The following is an 18991-nucleotide window of genomic DNA, read 5'->3' on the forward strand; positions in this document are numbered from 1 at the left end:
ATTCATTCTTCATGTTGCTTCACATTTGTTCATTAATGAAGACTGGCGAAAGTCACTCACTGTTACTCAGAAACATCTGTTGATGCTGCGATTTCTTTTTGAGCTTGAAAATTATTGATTCTCGTCTCCAATACTTGAATAGTATCTTCTAACGCCTGTGATCCTAAAACTAGACGTAGTGGAGCTGGTTCTACACTGACGCTTTCGATAATTCTTGCGGCCATTTTAACTGGATCTCCTGCTGCCAAACCGTTTTCTGGATTAAGCATATTCAAAAATGTATGAGCGGGATTGCCATTGTATTCTGCCATCAGATTAGCAACCCGTGCACTACCATAGCGAAATTGCGTACGTGCTCCTCCTGGTTCGATGATCGTCATTCCAATATTAAAAGGAGCGACCTCTTGAGCGACCGATTCGACAAACCCTTCGATTCCCCACTTCGTCGCATGATACATTGAATTTCCAGCAAAGGCGACCTGGCCCCCATAGCTTGAAACTTGAATGATCCGTCCATATTTTTGACGGCGCATAATTGGTAATACTGAACGAATCAATTGTATTGAACCGGTTAAATTGGTCGCAATAATCTGATCAATCTCCGAGTTTGTCAACTCCTCTGCTGCACCAAATAAACCATAACCAGCGTTACTAATGACTACATCGATTCTTCCTAATTTCTCATCGATTTTTTTTACTACCTCTTCAACTGCTGAAACATCGGTCACATCAAGAAACTGTCTAAAAAAAGTATTGGGATACTGCTTCATAAAGGTTTGAACATTTTTGTCATTTCTAACCGTACCAACAACAATTTCTCCTTTTTCTAGTAATTGTTTTGTTAACTCGTAACCAAATCCGCTGCTAACACCTGTGATAAGCCAAACTTTTTTATTCATTAAAAATCTTCCTCCTATTTCTTATCCAGCGCTTGATCCACACATTGTAAGCCATTTAGTACTCTGGGATAGCCGATATATGGAATTAATGTAGATAAGAGATTGATTAAAAACTGTCGATCATTTCCTATTCGATGATTTGCGATCGTATGATAGATTAGTTGTGGTTCACAACCGCCTTGTGCTGCTAAAAAACAAAAGGTAATCATTTCTCGCTGCTGAAGGTCCAGCCCTGATCGTGTATAGTAATCTCCAAAACAATTGGCAACTAACCATTTATTGATATGCCGAATTTCATTAGGCCCTTTTTCAGCGAATCCACGCATTTCCTCACCAAAAATAGCAAGTTGTGTTTGTTCTCCAGCTATGAGCCGCTCGCTCACTGTATTTGTGGCCTGCCCTTTTAATGGTAGAGAAATTGAATTCTTCTCAAATGTTCGATTCGCCGCTTTAAGGAAAGGAAAGACTCGCCCGATCCCTAAATAAGCTACCGCCTGATAAATAATTTCTTTAATCTCAATTGATGTTACACCAAAATTTATCGCAGCTGGAATCATTGCCTCAAATTCTTCTACTCCTTGGCAGCCAATAAGACTTGCCAAAATTGCTATAAAACGAGTAGTTTCGGCTAAGTCATCTTCTTTTACGACTTCATCAAAAGCAAAATTGTCAAATCGTTCGATAAATTCTGGATCAGTTAATAAAAAATCTGATACATATCCAGGAAACATTTTCTCATGATATACCTTTGCTTGTTCAGTTAGATTCATTAGATCTCCTCCTTACTTTTTCATTCTACTTCTTTCCACAAAGGAAACAATTCTTCTTTCTAATCCTATGAATAAGTGAAACTTATCCAAAAAAAGAACCTTTCTCACGAAAGATTCTGACTTTGATTTATTTGGATCAATTCTTTTAATCGTTTAGCAAATTCCTCAATATAATCATTTGTTTCTGTCTTTTTCCAGAAAGCACAGTATTTTCTCTTGATCGCGGATCCCTCTCTTTTCGCTGGAATACGTTTAGTCGTTGGAACTGGATTAGGTAAAATACCCACGCTCTCCACTGGAAGAAACCCTCGATTACCAGCTACCATTAAACGAGCCTCTTCCAAATTATCCGCATGAATAAAGGTTCCCGCGAAACCTAGGGTGTCAGCATAAAAGGCCTCTTCGTGCTCACTTTGATCCTTTGAGGTTATTAAGATACAAGGTGTATTTGATAGTTTTCCTACGTCTAATGCTTCGTTCTTACTTAAAGGATTTCTTAGAGAAATTTCTATGAACGTTTCCGATTGTATCAACTCATAATTTACATAATCTGTTGAAAATGCGCGTCTTTGGTCACTCAACACCAAATTTACGGTATGCTGAAGCAGCTCTTGATATAACTCTTCATGGGTTCCATTGATTAAATCAATTGATACTTCCGGATACAGCTCCGAGAACTTTGTGATTGCTTGATAGAGTATTTGTCCACCATAAAGCTGTAAATACCCAATCTTCAAATTTTTTTCTTCGTCATTTCCCATTCTCTTCGTTTCTCTAGTTATTCGTTCCACTTGCTGCAGGATCTGTCTGCTTTCTCGATAAAAATAATCTCCTGCCGGTGTCAAACTAAATTTTCTGTGCTGACGGAGGAGTAAATCTACCCCAAGCTCTTTCTCCAATGTTTGAATTTGCTGAGAAATTGCGGATTGAGACACAAATTCCTGCTCAGCAGCTTCCGTGAAGCTGTTGTTCTCTACCACTGAAACGAAATAGCGCATTTGTTTAAAAAGCAATGTTCCACCTTCTTCTAAATTTCTTCTCTAAGCTAATATTAGCATGATTCTATCGCTTCTAAAAACAGAAAGGAAATGGGCTTCTAAGAAATCACGGTACCTTGTGGGAAATCATGATCCCTGAAATACAATCATCCTGCTTCATAAAAAGACGTGCCGAAGTCAAGAAGCGACACCAGCACGTCTATAAAACTATATGAAATTCATGTGTATTTACGCATAAATTTTTCTCGTAAAATACTTTAATAAGAACGGTGATGACAGCGTCGTAAACAGGATCACCAAGATAAAGGCCGAATAATACTCTTTGGTCACTAATTGTGCCTGAAAGCCTAATTGGACAATAATCAGAGCCATCTCGCCTCGTGAAATCATCCCCGAGCCTACCATCAAACTGCTGTGATTACTAAATCCTGCGAGCTTGCCGCCGATGAAGCCGCCGAATAATTTTGAAAGGATCGCTAAAACAGTGATTGTCACGATCAGCAGTAATTGATTTCCGATCCCGTTGAAGGAGATTTCTAGACCAATACTAACAAAGAACACAGGAATAAATACCGCATAACCAATCGCTTCGACGTTGTATTGAACCTCTTTCCAAACCTTGGTCTGACCGATCGCCACACCTGTAAAGAAGGCGCCGATGACGGAACTTAAGCCAATGAAATCCGCCAAGTAGGACATGCTTAAGCATAGAATCAACGAAACAATAATCACTGACGATTCCGCCAGCAATTTCTTACTTAACCGCATTAGATACGGTGCCCCCCAACGAATCAAGAAAAAGATCGCTACAAAAAACAGCACCTGCTCAATCAACATAATTCCCAACGGACCGTCATTTCCACCCTTTGCTCCTAAGAAGGACATACTCAAGCTGACGATCAAAACGACTAAAATATCATCAACGACGGAAGCGCCGAGAATCGTTGATCCTTCCTTCGTGTTAATCACATTCAGCTCCTTCAGTACCTCTACGGAAATACTGACAGACGTTGCCGCTAAGATTAATCCAAGGAAAAAAGACTGGTTCATAGCGATATGAAAAATATTTCCTCCGACAGTTCCTAAAACTACCGGGAACAAAATCCCCAACACAGCCACATACATCCCTGGTCGGAAATATTTTCGCAGCAGCGAAAGGTCACTTTCGATCCCTGCTAAAAACATCAATAAAATCACGCCGATCTCAGAAAAATCCTCGACCAAAATATCTGGATGAACGACCTTTAATCCTGCATTTCCCAATAGAATTCCGACAAGTAATTGCCCAATCACTGCAGGAATACCAAACCGACGTGAAAAATGGCTGGCAATCGTTGTACTGATCAAAATCAGACATAACACACCAATAAATTCCACATTTCTCATCCTCTCTCAAAACATTCATACTGATTAAGAATAGCGAAAAAAAGACAGAATGAAAAATGATACGACTGTTAAAATGACAAGTAGCGTGTTTATTAGAGCAAAGTCATAAAAAGAAAAAACTTCTCAAAATTGAGAAGTTTCGATTACTTAGTATGGATCATTCCCAGCCTTGACTGTCCGTAGTCCCCTGTTCTTTTTTTGACTCTACATTCTTATCTGTTTCCTGTTCGATACGATTTTTAAAATATTGATCCAAGTATTTTGACATCTGATTGCCATCAAGCTCGGAAAGATTGGGAACTTGATCGACCTCCAGAGTAACATTGTCCAAACCATAATCTGGTAATTCCTTTTGTAGTGCTTGAATACTGGATCGAGGCAGTCTTTCCCCGGAAACAGTCAAAATAAGTTTTCGTTTTTCCTTATCATAGGTTTGATTTAAGATGACATACTCCGAAAACTTCTCATTTACAAGCTGGTTGATCGCTGATTTGCGAATACTTTCTCGTACCAATGTTGACGCGGAAAAGATACTTGGAATCACAATCAGGAGAGAAATCAAAATTAGGTAACCATTCATCTTACGTGCATCCTTATTGGTCAAACGAGCCACTACTGGAAAGCGCATGAAACGTATACCGAGAAAAGTCGCGATGACGATGAACGCGCAATTGATAATAAACAAGTAAGACGCGCCCATAAAGTAAGTGAGATTTTTTGTAGCGATGGAGTAGCCGACGGTACAAGCAGGCGGCATTAACGCTGTAGCAATCGCAACTCCCGGTACAATATTATTACTCCCCTTTTTTCTAGCACCAATAATTCCTGCAAGCCCTCCAGCAAAGGCAATGATGACGTCCCATATTGTCGGAGACGTCCGTGCAATGATCTCACTGCTGGCATAAGTAATCGGCGAAAGCGAAAAATAAATCGTAGCCACAGCCAAACTGACCACGACCTCTAATAGCAATAATTTCGCAGCTTTTTTAACAACCGCAAAATCAAAGACAGACAGACCATAGCCTACACCTAACAAAGGAGACATGAGTGGAGAAATCAACATCGCACCAAAAATCACTGGAAGCGAATTCATGTTTAGTCCGATTGAAGCGATCAATATTGCACACATTAAAATCACCGAATCACTTGTTTCAATCTCAATATCGAAAAGGATTTTTTCGCGAAACTCATCAACTGTATATTCTTGTTTTCCCATAATTTTCCTCCACGCGTTTTCTCTTAGTATTATTTTAGCGTGTAGGTGTGAGAAAGGCACATAATATACTCAATGGTAGTGTTTCCCGCGAGCTCTTGACGTATTAGACTGCTGCTGGCTGATCAAAAATACCTTCTCACCTTTGTCTGATATTGACGGAATCGCTCGCCAAATGTTTTCAGTAAAAACTTTTCTTCTCCGCGGATTTGTAAATCAAATAATATAACTGCAATTAAAGCGGTCAGAATCATCAAAAAATTTGGAAAGACAAAAGCAAATCCGATATACAGCAAATCAAAGGCGACAAAGGCCGGATTGCGACTAAACTGATAAATCCCAGTTGTAACTAGATTGGTCTTCTGTTCCTCATTGAACCCTGCCCGCCAATTCAACCCCATCGCTTTTACAGCAATTAAAAACAGCAGAACTCCTAAGTAAATCAGGAACACACCTAGATACCTCCAGCTAGTCGAATTCCTTTCGAACAAAAACGGTGCCACAAATTGAATAGCCCCTCCGAACCCAGTCAGAGCCCGTAAAACGATTTCAAAATACTTTTCGCGAGTACGACGTTTATCCCCTAATAGGTTCACGGTGATTCCCTGTTTTCGCAAGAGCCACCCTTTTACCAAATAAATCAAATAAAACAGTGCCGCCCCTAGCAACGTTAAATAGTTGATGATCATTTTTTAACCTCCTTCAAACACATGATGCGTTGTTCATATGTTTATTATTTCATATGGAAAAGGACAAGTCAAAAGAAAGTAACAGAATGACCCCCATTTCTGTACACTTTCTTTTAATATCCTATACTAGAAAATATCAGCAAGTAATACGTATTGTTCTATTTTTTATCATTTATATACTTTCGCAAATGCTTTGCCGTGTAGGAGTCTTTCATTTTTAATAAATCAACTGGGTACCCTTCAAATAATACCTTTCCTCCTAGATTACCTCCGCCTGGTCCCATATCGATAATCCATTGGGCATTACTTATAATTTTGAGATTGTGCTCTAAAACAATTAATGTTTTATTTTTTTCCAAAAGCTTATGGAATAAAAGAAGCAATTTATCAATATCGCTTTCATGCAGCCCTGTTGATGGTTCATCTAAAATTAATAAATCAGATGCCTCTTGGTAAATTATCTTAGCTATCTTTAACCGTTGACGTTCTCCACCGGAATACGTATCCAAAGACTGACCTAGCTTTATATATCCTAAATTGACGTCAATGAGAGCCTGCATAACTCTTGTTAGTGCGTCATCTTCAAACAAATCTATCGCTTTATTAACTGGCAATTGCAAGAGGTCATAAATATTTAAGCTCTGCCATAAAACAGAAAGGGCCTCAGCGTTATATCTTTTCCCATGACATGCTTCACAAACCTGCTCAACATTCCCCATATAAGCCAAGTCTAGTTTAATGTATCCTTTCCCTTTGCAGATGGGACAAGCTCCTTGACCATTGTAGCTGAAAAGCGATGCGCTTTTACCTGAATGATGAGCGAATATGCTTCGAATCTTATCGAATACATTTAAATACGTAAGGGCATTTGAACGAATGCTGCCAATTATCTGACTCTGGTCTAATATATTTGCTTCTGGATATTTACTTTTAAAAAGGTAGCGAATGAGGGTGCTCTTACCCGAACCGGCTACTCCTGTTACAATTGTTAAGGACTGCTTGGGTATCTTTATCGAAGCTCTTGTAACATTGTGTAAGCTGACCTTCTCTAAGGTATACTGAGAAGAAAATTTCTTTCTTTCTGGATTAATCGTTAGATTAGTAGATAACACTTTCTCGGTCACTGTATTTGACCTCAACAGTTCTTCATACGTGCCTTCAAAGGTAATATGTCCGCCTTTCTCACCAGCACCTGGACCAATTTCGATAATATGGTCCGCAATTTCGATAATATCTGGATCATGATCGACCAGCACTACCGTATTTCCCTTGTCTTTTAACCCCTTTATTATTTTTGATATTCCTTGAATATCTTCTGGATGAAGTCCAATACTTGGTTCATCAAAAATATATAGAACATCACTAAGAGCGCTGTTCAGGTGTTTGGTCATTTTTATTCTTTGAGATTCTCCTCCTGAAAGGGTTGTCGTTGGACGATTAAGAAATAAATAGTCTAACCCAACATCTTCCAAGCTCTTCAATTTTTTAATTAGATCCTCTAAAATTATCTGAACGGTAGGAGATTTGATTTCTTTGATGAATGTTACTAACTCAGAAATAGGCATGGTTACACAATCTGCTATAGATTTATCATTAATTTTTGCAGAGCGAACTCGTTTATTTACTCTAGTTCCTCGACAGCTAGGGCATTCTTTCACTTTTAAAATCCGGTTTAACCGTTCAGTATATTTATCGTTTTCTTTTTCAATGAAGTTTTTTGTAATTCTTGGAATAATTCCAACATAATTAGCAGTCTTTGGCCATTTTGCAGATGGATGAATCGGGGAACTTCCGAGATCATTTAGTAAAAGATCCAATTCTCTTTCATTATATTCCTTAATTTTTTTATCATTATCGAAATTACCAGATTCTGTATATCTAGTCAGACGCCAACCGCCGGGCTGAAAGGTAGGGAAATCAATCGCTCCATCATTTAAAGATTTATCAAAATCAATCAATTTAGATAGATCAATCTGCTTCGTTTCACCTAATCCCTTACACATCTCACACATTCCTTGAGTATTATTAAACGAATATGTCATAGAGTAGCCAATGAAAGGGGTCGCGATTCTTGAAAATAGGAGCCTCAAGCTAGAATAAATATCTGTCACAGTACCTACTGTCGAGCGAGCGTTCCCTCCTATTTTCTTTTGACTAATCACAATAGAGACTGGCAAATTTTCTATTTTATCGACGATGGGTTGAGTATAATGTGGAAGCAACTGTTGAATATAGCTGGAGTAGGTTTCATTTAATAATCGTTGAGATTCAGCAGCTAAAGTATCAAATACTAATGAAGACTTACCCGATCCAGAAACACCAGTGACAACACTTATTTGATATTTAGGAAATTTAAGAGAAACATTTTTTAAATTGTTTGTTTTGGCTCCTTCTATTGAAATATACTCATTCATGATATTCCAACCTCTCTAGCTTAAGGGCATTCAGATACTTTTCTGCCAGATACTTGAACTGCTCTTTTTCCTCCGCTTCAAAAACTGAATTTGCAACCTGTAAAAGATGGGTGTGCCCATTGTCAATTTGAGCTAACAAATGACGGCCGTCTTTTGTTAGAGAAGTTAGTAATTCCCTACCATCTTTCTCACTTGGCTTCTGTTTAATATAGTTCATTCTTTTTAATTCCTTTAATGCCTTTGACAGCTTTGTACGATTTATTCCAAGTAAAATACTAATTTTGGATGGAAGCAGCTCGGACTCTGAATTTAGAATATTTAAAATATCGTATTGAAGCCAACTAATCGTTTGAGGATTAATCCTTGCTCTTTCTGCCACCAATTCACATTGTAAATTTTTTAATACATTCTCTAACTGAGTCAATTATAAGTCCTCCTTGAATATAGTTTCTATATGGGAATTATATAAAAAAAGAAACTATAAGCCAAGTGTTTTGACCTAGAAATCTATTCATTAGAAGCTGTTCGTTTGCTGAAAAAAATGTTTTTTTGCAATAGATTTTGATGCCATTTAAATCCAAAAATAGTCCCATGGATGTACAGAGAATAAGAAAAACTCCTTCCCCTTCAGTAATAACACTTAGTCATAACTGAAGGGAAAGGAGTATTGCTATTCATTACTGAAACTTAATTACCTCATGCGACAGCGATACGGCATCTGCTTCTTTTGCATTGAATCCAGTGAGTCGGAAAGACAGATCGAAGGCTTCAAAGGTTGTTCGATACTTCTCTAACTGCCATTGACCGCAGGAATAGCTGCCTAACGCGTTTTGCTTATAGTCGATATTCATGACGATGTAATCTCGCTCTTCTAACTCACACGTATGCTTGGCATGATCCAGATCCGATTCCTCGTAATAGGAAGTACTGAAGTTGAATCCAGTGGTTGCTTCCGCGAAAAGGCCTTGTCCGCGATCATCTGTAAGAGCTACCCAGCTTGTATCCATTCTATTTCCATTGGCTTGAGGAACTACATAGTTCGTAAACATTTTTTCGACGGTTGAGGTGTAAACACCAAGATAGCCTGCCTCTTTTGAATCCACATAATTCTCTCTTGGTCCGCGTCCTAAGTATTTCACTTGATCCAGGTCCTTGTTCACGTGCATAGTTATCCCTAATCTCGGAAGCATGTTTGGCGCGGTATCGATTTTTCCACTTGGTGTTCCTTTCAGGTCAAAGAGAATGTCTCCGCTACCATAAATCGTATAGGTGTAGACACACTTGTAATGCCACGCGCTGTTTGTAGTTGAATTGATCGTCTTCACACGGACTTGCACCGCTTGATCGATTTCTTCCCACTCAAAAGAATTCACGATTTCATGCTCTAAATGAAGAAAATGCTTCTTCTTCATTTCATCGATAATTTCCATATCATTACTAATTGGTGCCCGCCACATCGTGAATTTCGGTCCTCGCTCAATGATCGATTGACCGTCTTTTACTAATTTTTGAAGCGTTCCCCGAACTGTATCAAAGGTTACTATAAAGTTTTCCCCTTCTACACGCAGCAGCGTTTCTGTTTCATTTATACTCAATTTTCCTCTTGGTACAATTCCTATGCCTGCAGTGTGAATGGGAAGTTCAAAATTCGCAGAAGCTAGTTCATATCCTCTCACTGCGTAGGCTGTCGTTGCTCGTAATTGGTAAGAGACATTCAAGAAATATCGTGCTCCTGTTTTCGGTGCAAAATCAAATTGATAAGGAAGCGTGAGTGTTAATTTCTCCCGCGCTGGAATCGATGGCAAGGAGATCGTGCCATCTTCGATTAGCGTTTCATCTTCGAAAATCGAATAATACAAATCAAAAATCTGCAGATTCTGGAAATCGAAACGGTTTAATAGTTCAATTTCCCCTTTGCTCAAATTGATCGCTGTAGTTTGGACTGGTTCAATAACTTTTTTGTATTCGTACAGACTTGGAGAAGGGGTTCGATCCGGCATTAACATTCCATCGATGCAAAAATCCTTATTCGATGGATCATCACCAAAATCACCACCATAGCGATAGTATTTTTCCCCATCATCAGTATAGGATTCAATCCCGTGGTCAAACCATTCCCAAATAAATCCACCCTGCAATTTATCATGTTCATAGAAAAGATCTTGATAGTCCTTTAAGTTACCTGGACCATTTCCCATGGCATGACAATATTCACATAAAATATGCGGCTTTTTCGATTCTTCGATAATTGTTTGCATCAGTGGTTTCTTTGTTGGATGCTCTAGCCAGGTGTACATCGTTGAGTAAATATCTGCCGCTTCTACCTCAAAATCCCCTTCGTAGTGAACTAAGCGAGTCGGGTCCATTTCTTTTACGACCTCAGTCATTTTGATAAAATTATGACCAAAAGCAGACTCATTTCCTAACGACCAAAGAATGATAGACGGATGGTTTTTGTCTCGTTCGATCATTCTCACCATTCTGGAAACATAAGCCATTTCCCATTTCGGATCGTTGCTGATCCAATCGTATTTTCCTGTTAATTCGAAACCGTGGCATTCCAGATCTGTTTCATCAATAACATACATCCCGTATTCGTCACATAGATCGTACAAATAATAAGAAGCCGGATAATGGCTCGTTCGAATCGCATTGATATTGAACTGCTTCATCAAAATAATATCCTGTTCAATTTCCTCTTTTGATACGACACGACCATTTCTAGGATGATAATCATGGCGATTGACTCCTTTGAATTTGATCGCCACACCATTGACTAAGAATACTTCTCCCGCCAGCCGAATATTTCTGAAACCAACCTTTTGCGGTATAACTTCAATGAGCTTGTCGTCTTCATAAACGGAAATCAGCAGTTGATACAATTCTGGTGTTTCCGCCGTCCAATGTGCGGCATTAGGAATTTCCGCTTGAAGGAAGTCGCCTTCCACAGATTGAGTGAAGACTTTTTCACCAGTAGGAGCCATCAACTCGACCTCGAGGCGTTGCCCTTGTTCTTCACGAAATTTGACCGACAGTTTCAACAAACCGTTTTTATAGTCCCCATCCAAATCAGCGACAACCTTGATATCGTTGATACCGGAATAAGGAACGCCAAGCAATTCCACATCTCTAAATATTCCACTAAGCCACCACATATCCTGATCTTCTAAATACGTACCATCCGACCATTGATACACTCTCACGGTTAGATCATTTATGGCATCCTCTTGAACAAACTCGGTAATATCAAATTCCGCTTCATTTCTAGCACCCTTGCTGTAACCCACTTCATTCCCGTTAACCCAAACGTGAAATGCTGAATCAGCACCACAAAAACGAAGAATGATTTTCTTTTCTCTAAAGCTTTCATCAATCACAAATTGTCGCTTATAGATTCCTGTTGGGTTTTCAGTTGGAACATAAGGTGGATTGATTGGAAAGTTGTACCACAAATCGGAATAATGCATCTTTCCATAGCCTTGCACCTGCCAATTGCCGGGGACTTTGATATCTGCCATCTCGTTCGTATCAAAATCCGGCTCATAAAACTTGCTTGGACTATATTCCGGCGCATCTACCAGCAAAAATTTCCATGCACCATTCAAATTTTTAAATGCATGTGTGTATTTATTTTCATTCAACAACGCCTTCTCTTTTGTTGGAAACGTTAAAAAATGCGCACGCGGTTCTAAACGATTGATCTGATCTAATTGATAGTTTTCCCAAATTTTCATTTCCCTGTCACCTCTACATTTGTCTCGTTGTTATTCAGTAATTTTTCCTTTTTCTCATAACGATTCCAGCAGATCCAAGCAAAGCCCATAAATATTACCAGCCCAACGATATTGTAAATCAGCATACCGATCGGACTCGCCTCACCCGCCGGCAACGTACCATTTAGTTCGGCCATAATCAGCTGCGGATCAGGAACCGTTGACATAAAGAATACGAAGATAAAAATCAACAACAGGAAAATTCCTGCGAAAATTCCGAATGAACGGCTGCCGAAGCGGAAGCTGCGAGGCATCGCATCCTTTTTCAAACGCAACCCGATATAAGCGATTAATAGAAATAGTACCGGAAGCAAGGAGGTAGACGCTGTCATATTGATCAATGTTGAAAGGAAGCTGTCCATGTTTCCGATTCCCAATGCCGGAACGATCAGCAGCATCGTCACAATCACTCCTTGTACGATCAGGGCATTTGTCGGATTTCCTTCCTCATTCGTTTTCACCAACCATTTGCCAAATACGCCCTCAGGAATTTCTGAGAAAAAGACCTTAACAGGCGCCGCTGTCCATAACGCTAAAGAACCAAGACTTCCGATAAACAGAATTAAGCCGACGAGCCGCACCATCACACCGCTAGGAATATGAAAATGAGCCCCTAAGATTTTAAAGATGTCAAAGATCCCGTTTGAGAAATTTCCCTTTAACACCTCTGATGGTACGACAAAACCAACAGCGACCGCGCCTAGTACATACATGATGCCAACAATAATCGTTGCGCCGATCATCGTACGGACAAAGGTACTATTTCCACCCTTTACATCCTTGATATAAACACCGATACTTTCACCACCACCGACCGCCTGTAAAATCCAAGCCATCGTCATGAAGAAGGTCCAGTTAAAGCTTGGTGTGATTGACTGCATCGTAAAGTCCTGGGCGGGTTCTTTCCCAAAACCAAACACAACCACAAAAGCCAGGACAACAAAAGCTACACCCATAAATAGCCGCGCACTGCCAGCAAAGCTAGTTACTTTGGAAATCCATGAAACACCTTTAATACAGACCCATGTCATCAGCCAAAATAGCAAGATTGAAATAATTGCAATAATCACCGTACTCTTCCTGCCTTGAAATACATTTCTTCCAACAAAAGCATACGAGCCGTAAATCAACGTATTCGGTAACAAAGAGCAGAAGAAAAATAGATTCACGAAAAAATAAGACCAAGCGCCTAAGAATGCCCATTTATCTCCTAATACCGACTGCAGCCAGCTGTGGACTCCTGATTCCTTCCCTGAATTGGCAGAAGCGAATTCCGCGATCATCAAGATAAATGGCAAAAAGTAAAAGATAGTACCGAATAAATAGCCCGGAATCGTTGCTAGACCAATTTGGATACTATTGTTGACAATGCTGGGAAAAGCAAAAACTGCCGAAAAGGTCATCAACATTAATGCGACCGACCCCAAGCGCTGTCTTGAATTAGAGTTTTCCATCTCAAACATCCTTTCAATATTTATTTACACATTGATTTTATAGCGCTTTCATGATATAAAAAATAAGAAATGTTTCCAAAAACTTGTCATTATGTTGCCTGTTTAAACCATTCGGAAAAGGAGCCTGCACATGTACAGCTCATTACCTAGCGACATCAGTATCTTAATTAACAACAATCATGTAAGTTCGGAGTTCCATATTTGTGAAGTCGGCTATGAGAAATGTCGCTCAACCAAGCCTACGGAGTATGCTCCGATCAATTACTGGGTGATCCATTATTGTGTCGAAGGAGAAGGATTTTTTTCAACACCCTTTTTTCCGGAGAGAAAAATCACTGCGGGAGATTTTTTTGTCATTCCTTCAAATTGTAAAAATGTTTATTATCCAAATCGTGAGAACCCTTGGCACTATCGCTGGGTAGGCTTTTCGGGAAAACGAGTAGACCAATGCTTTTCTAAACTAAATTTAGCTAAGAATCATTGCGTCATCAGCCATTCCTTCGATCATCGCATCGACGTCTTATTTCAAGATATTTATGAGGCCTTTAAACAGGAAAATCATTTTCGCACGTTGGCCTCTTCCTTCATTCTATTCGATACCATCGACCGAATGAACTTAAAAACACAAGATTATTCGCAAAGTGAGCAGCTCTTTAAAAACATCCTGAATTATATCGATGATAATATGTCAGAAAATCTCAGTGTGAACCAAATCTCAGAAGCCAACAGCATCGATCGGACCTATCTCTACAAGCTTTTTCAAACTTACAAAGGCATTGGTCCAAGTGAATACATCCAGGATTTGAAGCTGCAAAAAGCCTGCTCCCTGCTGCGAAAAAGCTCCTTGACGATTACGGAGATCGCCTATGAAACCGGCTTTTCATCCTCTTCGTATTTTTCGAAGTTTTTCCATTCTAAGCTCGACATTTCCCCCTCCACCTATCGGAAAAAGTTTATTATCAATTAACTACCAAAAAAGCTGCGGAGAATCTCCGCAGCTTCATTGAAATAATCTTCACTTATATCAACTTAGTATAAAAAAAAATAGTATCCGTTCAGTATCCTGTCCGAACCCATTCCTTTAAAGACTTTAACAAAGTAAATCCGCTAACAAGAAGAGCAACCCCGATTCCAAACCAAAACAATAATTGGCTTTCACTAAAATTAATCCACCAACAAAGAAACAAACAAAATACGGCTGCGAAATACATTAAACGACTAGTTTTTCTTCCTACTGAAATTGCTTTTTCTTTCGGTAAATCGCCAAATGCATTTCCTGAAAGTAATCTTAGCCATTTCCCACGCTGGAACTTTACTCCAAGAATGATAAACAGAAAAACAAGTGGAAAGACCAAAACAGTAATAAATATTTTCATTTAGCAAACGTCCTTTCTTATGCGTAGCTTCTGTCTATGCATATATCATTATATGGCAATCTGGTGCTCTTATTATAACAAAACACCCAGCTTAATTGCTGAGTGTTATACTTTATTTTAGCATTTGGAATTTAATGTATCTTCAATGATATATCTGTTTTCTTACTATCAGAAACTTGCTTCAAATCGTAAATCTTGGGATCAGTGTTTCTAAAATTGACATTCAAGAACTATCAAACATCACTAAATATTTTTTGGTCAACCTTTTTAGTTAGATAATTTAACTCTTTAAGACGGAGTCATCTGCTTTAGGCTCTAATGACTGCAGTCTTCCATTTGTTTGAGATTTTGTTTTTTCTATAAACTCTACTATTTTCCCTACGGTCGGACAAGCAGTCACTCTTGCTGCTTCTAGCGCTTTTACTTTTGATTTCACTGTCCCCATCATATTGCCGCTGACGATGGCCCCTGCGTGACCCATTTTTTTATTTTCTGGCGCGTACATTACAGCGATATATACAAAAAAATGATGAAAGTATAGCTAATGTTTTGATCAAGCTTTTTGTGTTTGAGCCTCGATGACTTTGTTCCAAAGACTTTAGCATAAGAAAGCGTTCCTTTCAGAGTCATTTTAAATCAATCCGAATACATTCCATAACGGATACATTACTAATACAAATCCGGCGAGCATAACTCCTGCCTTCAGGGTCATTTGCTTGATAAAATCTTTCATCGGCATCATCCCGTAGCCATACATGATAAGATTTCCTGCTGACTCATAGGGCATAAACAACAGCTCGCACGCATAAAGTAAACACATACATGCAGCAATTGGATTTATTCCAAGTGTGGCTGCAATCTGTACAAATGGAAGCGCCAATCCACCTAGCATTGCATAAGGAGTCATAAAGAAATTAGCGATCATACCAATCAACAGAAACGACATGCAGACCACTAAATTACTTTTCCCGGAAAGCATTGGTACTGCGATTCCTGTTAAGTAATCACCAAAACCAACATTCGCACCCACAATACCTATTCCTAAGCAGGTCGATACAAAGAAAACCATGGAAAAATTAAGTTTCCCCAATGTCTCTTCCTTCCCAATTCCTATAATTGGCAAATACATCAAAAAGGGAATCGCCATAAATCCATACGCAGCCGGCAGGTCAAGAAACATTGAGAGAAATAGATAAACCAATAGAAGAATCACCATCGCGACAGCTTTTCTCTCTCTGTTGCTCATTTTTCCAAGTTGCTCGTACTTTTCATCAAAAAGCTTTTTACTGACATTAATCGGTAAATTTTTGGTATTGTATACCTTCATCAAAATTAAGATACACACGATGCACCAAAGAATAAAGAATCCGTTGTATTGGAACGATGTAAACATCGCCATGCGATAATCCGGAATCACTTCTCGTATCGCAGTTTCTAACATGGAGAAATACCCTGGATAATACAAGCAAACTGTGCAGCCTGTCGCGCCGATCGTCCCGGCAAAGCAAAGCAGCGATGCTTCCTTTGATGGCTTCATATCCATTGCCTTACACACCCCATACACAAGAGCGCTGGCTACTAGCCAACCGTTGCAGAATGTAATCAAGTTTAAGATAATCCCAATAAAGAAACAGCCAAATACCGCACCAGCATAAGTTCCCCCGCACTTTCTTATGACATAGTAGGCAATTCGTTTCAGCAACCCTGTTTCATCCAAAACATTACTAAAAATCAGCCCACCCAGCACCATCCAAACAGTGGTACTTGTCCAAGAGGAAAATGCTATTTCAGCAGGAACCAACCCAGTAATCATATAAAGTGAAGGTAATAAAATCGCTGAAACCAATCTCGGCAATAGCTCTAGAGCGATAATCAAGATGACAAAAATAGTCAAAACTAAAAACAGTTTCAAACTTCCTGTGAATTCAGCTGAAGTTGGAAGAAATGCTATAATCACTGGAAATAACATACAGATAAACCAACTAAATACGCTTTTTTTGTTTATATTAGTTCCCATACCCTTTTTCCTTCTACAGTTAATAGTATCTTGATCTTTTATAGAGCCTTATGATACAAATCAATAATATCTTTGATCGTCGTCAAACGAGGATTGACCGCTACATTAGGACTCTTCATTGCATCTTCCGCCATTTCAGGAATTTTATCCTCAGTAACGCCCATTTCAGATAGGCAACTCGGGATGCCTAAATCATTATTTAGTTTTTTGATCTCATCAATTAGCATTTGAGGGGTAAAGTCATTCGCAGGTTCTTTCTTTTCACGAATAAAATTATAAATCGTTTCATAGCGACCACGATCCGCCAGCGCGTTAAATTCCACAATAGTAGGGAGAAGAATAGCATTCGCTACACCATGGGCAATATGGAAATAGGCACTCAGGGGATGACTCATGGCGTGAACATTTCCTAGCTTCGCCCACGCAAAGGCCATGCCGGCAAAAGTAGAACCTGCCATCATCGCACATGCGGCTTCTTCGTCTTGTCTGTTTGCAACAAACTGACGTAGATTTCCTCCGATCAATTTCATAGCCTTTTCTGCCATCGCATCCGTAAATGGTGATGCGTTTCTAGATACATAAGCTTCCATTGCATGAATCAACGCATCAACTCCACAGGCTGCGGCAATGGATGCAGGTGCCGTCATGATCAATTCCGGGTCTAAAAGCGCATATTTTGGCAGCATTTCATAGCTGATAACAGACATTTTATAATTTCTTGCTTCATCTGTAATCACCGCTGAAGCTGTTGCTTCACTGCCGGAACCAGCAGTTGTTGGAATTGCAATAATTGGCACAACAGGTCCCGGAACTTTATGAAGTCCCTCATAATCCGTGATCTTTCCACCATATTTGGCTAAGACACCCGTAGTTTTAGCAACGTCCATCGAGCTTCCACCCCCGAGTGCAACAATACTAGTTGCCCCGCATTCTTTGTAAAGAGCTGCAGACTCATTGACTACATCCACCGTTGGATTGGGAATCGTACCAAGATACGTTGTACATTTAATGCCTCCGGCTTCAATGATCTCTTGAATTTTCTTAACTACTCCAAGTCCTTCTAGAGCGCGATCTGAAATCAAAAAGACGTGATTGGATTGATTCTCTTTCAATATAGCTGGAAGCTTTTTCAGGCTTCCCAAACCAAACTCGATACTCTGCGGTACTTTAAACGTAAAATCTTTCATTAATTAGTTCCTCCATTTTCTAAATAACTGATAACACGCTTGTTATTAACATATTGCCGCCCACGAATAGTAATACAACGTAGACGATTCGTAGAAATTGTTCGCGATTGATTTTTTTTAAGAAGCCCATCCCTAAGAAGAATCCGATAGCAGCCATAGGCAATCCTACGAGTAGTGCACTCAACATATAAGGGGTAAAGGCTCCGCTTCTATACTGTGAAAAAGCGTTCCAAGTATTTAAAATCACCCATACCATGTTCATCGTATTTCTGAATTTCTCTTTTTCTTGAACGGCTTCTATTGTATAAACCGTGATTAAGGGTCCACCGATATTAAACGCTCCGTGAACGATTCCTCCTAAAATTAAACACCCATAACGAAAAATTTTCTTTCCAGTCGTATCAATTTCCTCTTCCGCTTCCTTCTTACCGGAAAGCTTAGGCTTGATAATATTTTTGTATATATTCATTAATGCGATCAATGTGACCATCGCACCAATACAGATTTTTGCAATATTGGGGCTGATCGCATAGAACAGGTAATTACCAACCAAAATTCCAGGGATACACAAGCCGATGATTTTTGCTAGATCCTTCCACGAGACTTCCTTAAAAGCTTTGATCCCCAAATAATATAAGAAAGGAAGGGTGATGAGAGTACCATAAGGCACTCCCGCTTCCGTTCCCAACAAACCATTTGTCACTGCCGCCGCAATGACCGTACATCCAAAACCCGTACACCCCTGTACGAAAAAACCAATTACTTGCATCAATGCCACAAGGACAAAGTTAAATTCAAATGTCATCTTCTCCACC

The 18991-nt window shown here is 39.4% G+C and carries 16 protein-coding genes; 1 reads left to right on the forward strand and 15 read right to left on the reverse strand.

Features of this window, described 5'->3' with window-relative positions:
• Positions 1–62 precede the first annotated feature (62 nt).
• From J9537_RS16930 to J9537_RS16975, 10 genes are all read right to left on the reverse strand, one after another.
• Entirely contained in the window at positions 63–899 is an 837-nt protein-coding gene (locus J9537_RS16930; protein ID WP_028020085.1) for an SDR family oxidoreductase, read from the reverse strand.
• Positions 900–913: 14 nt separating this feature from the next.
• Positions 914–1669: a carboxymuconolactone decarboxylase family protein gene (locus J9537_RS16935; protein WP_070509634.1), complete on the reverse strand. Its 756-nt coding sequence runs from the start codon at positions 1667–1669 to the stop codon at positions 914–916.
• 104 nt (positions 1670–1773) lie between these two features.
• The gene (locus J9537_RS16940; protein ID WP_028020083.1) at positions 1774–2682 is read right to left on the reverse strand and encodes a LysR family transcriptional regulator; all 909 of its coding nucleotides are present in this window, start codon (positions 2680–2682) and stop codon (positions 1774–1776) included.
• Positions 2683–2895: 213 nt separating this feature from the next.
• On the reverse strand, positions 2896–4044 hold the full coding sequence (locus J9537_RS16945) for a cation:proton antiporter (RefSeq protein ID WP_028020082.1): 1149 nt from the start codon (positions 4042–4044) through the stop codon (positions 2896–2898).
• A 166-nt stretch (positions 4045–4210) separates the two neighbouring features.
• The gene (locus J9537_RS16950; protein WP_371085800.1) at positions 4211–5272 is read right to left on the reverse strand and encodes a DUF389 domain-containing protein; all 1062 of its coding nucleotides are present in this window, start codon (positions 5270–5272) and stop codon (positions 4211–4213) included.
• Between the two features lie 119 nt (positions 5273–5391).
• On the reverse strand, positions 5392–5955 hold the full coding sequence (locus J9537_RS16955; protein ID WP_028020080.1) for a methyltransferase family protein: 564 nt from the start codon (positions 5953–5955) through the stop codon (positions 5392–5394).
• A gap of 158 nt (positions 5956–6113) precedes the next feature.
• The gene (locus J9537_RS16960) at positions 6114–8369 is read right to left on the reverse strand and encodes an ATP-binding cassette domain-containing protein (protein WP_083284985.1); all 2256 of its coding nucleotides are present in this window, start codon (positions 8367–8369) and stop codon (positions 6114–6116) included.
• Complete coding sequence (locus tag J9537_RS16965; protein WP_028020078.1) at positions 8362–8793, reverse strand: MarR family winged helix-turn-helix transcriptional regulator; 432 nt, start codon at positions 8791–8793, stop codon at positions 8362–8364. Before J9537_RS16965 ends, J9537_RS16960 begins: the two co-directional genes overlap by 8 nt.
• Positions 8794–9046: 253 nt before the next feature.
• The gene (gene ebgA / locus J9537_RS16970) at positions 9047–12103 is read right to left on the reverse strand and encodes a beta-galactosidase subunit alpha (RefSeq protein WP_028020077.1); all 3057 of its coding nucleotides are present in this window, start codon (positions 12101–12103) and stop codon (positions 9047–9049) included.
• Complete coding sequence (locus J9537_RS16975) at positions 12100–13596, reverse strand: amino acid permease (RefSeq protein ID WP_028020076.1); 1497 nt, start codon at positions 13594–13596, stop codon at positions 12100–12102. The genes ebgA and J9537_RS16975 overlap by 4 nt, the downstream gene beginning before the upstream one ends.
• A 130-nt stretch (positions 13597–13726) precedes the next feature.
• On the opposite strand from J9537_RS16975, the gene J9537_RS16980 reads away from it, so the two are divergent.
• A complete protein-coding gene (locus J9537_RS16980; RefSeq protein ID WP_028020075.1) occupies positions 13727–14563 on the forward strand; it encodes an AraC family transcriptional regulator in 837 nt (278 codons plus the stop codon).
• Between the two features lie 88 nt (positions 14564–14651).
• Here the strand turns inward: J9537_RS16980 and J9537_RS16985 are convergent, their stop codons facing one another.
• The 5 genes from J9537_RS16985 to J9537_RS17005 all read right to left on the reverse strand — a co-directional run bounded on the left by J9537_RS16985 (position 14652) and on the right by J9537_RS17005 (position 18981).
• Positions 14652–14972: a hypothetical protein gene (locus J9537_RS16985; RefSeq protein ID WP_028020074.1), complete on the reverse strand. Its 321-nt coding sequence runs from the start codon at positions 14970–14972 to the stop codon at positions 14652–14654.
• A gap of 280 nt (positions 14973–15252) precedes the next feature.
• The gene (locus J9537_RS16990) at positions 15253–15453 is read right to left on the reverse strand and encodes a hypothetical protein (protein WP_028020073.1); all 201 of its coding nucleotides are present in this window, start codon (positions 15451–15453) and stop codon (positions 15253–15255) included.
• Positions 15454–15603: 150 nt separating this feature from the next.
• A complete protein-coding gene (locus J9537_RS16995) occupies positions 15604–16989 on the reverse strand; it encodes an SLC13 family permease (protein ID WP_028020072.1) in 1386 nt (461 codons plus the stop codon).
• A 38-nt stretch (positions 16990–17027) separates the two neighbouring features.
• Positions 17028–18176 (reverse strand): iron-containing alcohol dehydrogenase, encoded by a 1149-nt coding sequence (locus J9537_RS17000; RefSeq protein WP_070509631.1) that lies wholly within the window; start codon positions 18174–18176, stop codon positions 17028–17030.
• 19 nt (positions 18177–18195) lie between these two features.
• Positions 18196–18981, reverse strand: a complete 786-nt coding sequence (locus J9537_RS17005) for a sulfite exporter TauE/SafE family protein (protein ID WP_028020070.1) — start codon at positions 18979–18981, stop codon at positions 18196–18198.
• Between the last annotated feature and the right edge of the window lie 10 nt (positions 18982–18991).

It is taken from the genome of Enterococcus raffinosus (assembly GCF_019175485.1).
In the GTDB taxonomy this organism is placed as follows: Bacteria; Bacillota; Bacilli; order Lactobacillales; family Enterococcaceae; genus Enterococcus_A; species Enterococcus_A raffinosus.

Excerpts from the sequence above, each read along its gene's own strand:
- J9537_RS16995 (WP_028020072.1), bottom strand. The coding sequence starts at position 16,989 with ATGGGAACTAATATAAACAAAAAAAGCGTATTTAGTTGGTTTATCTGT.
- J9537_RS16985 (WP_028020074.1), bottom strand. The coding sequence starts at position 14,972 with ATGAAAATATTTATTACTGTTTTGGTCTTTCCACTTGTTTTTCTGTTT.
- J9537_RS16955 (WP_028020080.1), bottom strand. The coding sequence starts at position 5,955 with ATGATCATCAACTATTTAACGTTGCTAGGGGCGGCACTGTTTTATTTG.
- J9537_RS16990 (WP_028020073.1), bottom strand. The coding sequence starts at position 15,453 with ATGGGTCACGCAGGGGCCATCGTCAGCGGCAATATGATGGGGACAGTG.
- ebgA (WP_028020077.1), bottom strand. The coding sequence starts at position 12,103 with ATGAAAATTTGGGAAAACTATCAATTAGATCAGATCAATCGTTTAGAA.
- J9537_RS16935 (WP_070509634.1), bottom strand. The coding sequence starts at position 1,669 with ATGAATCTAACTGAACAAGCAAAGGTATATCATGAGAAAATGTTTCCT.
- J9537_RS16930 (WP_028020085.1), bottom strand. The coding sequence starts at position 899 with ATGAATAAAAAAGTTTGGCTTATCACAGGTGTTAGCAGCGGATTTGGT.
- J9537_RS17000 (WP_070509631.1), bottom strand. The coding sequence starts at position 18,176 with ATGAAAGATTTTACGTTTAAAGTACCGCAGAGTATCGAGTTTGGTTTG.
- J9537_RS16960 (WP_083284985.1), bottom strand. The coding sequence starts at position 8,369 with ATGAATGAGTATATTTCAATAGAAGGAGCCAAAACAAACAATTTAAAA.
- J9537_RS17005 (WP_028020070.1), bottom strand. The coding sequence starts at position 18,981 with ATGACATTTGAATTTAACTTTGTCCTTGTGGCATTGATGCAAGTAATT.
- J9537_RS16975 (WP_028020076.1), bottom strand. The coding sequence starts at position 13,596 with ATGGAAAACTCTAATTCAAGACAGCGCTTGGGGTCGGTCGCATTAATG.
- J9537_RS16980 (WP_028020075.1), top strand. The coding sequence starts at position 13,727 with ATGTACAGCTCATTACCTAGCGACATCAGTATCTTAATTAACAACAAT.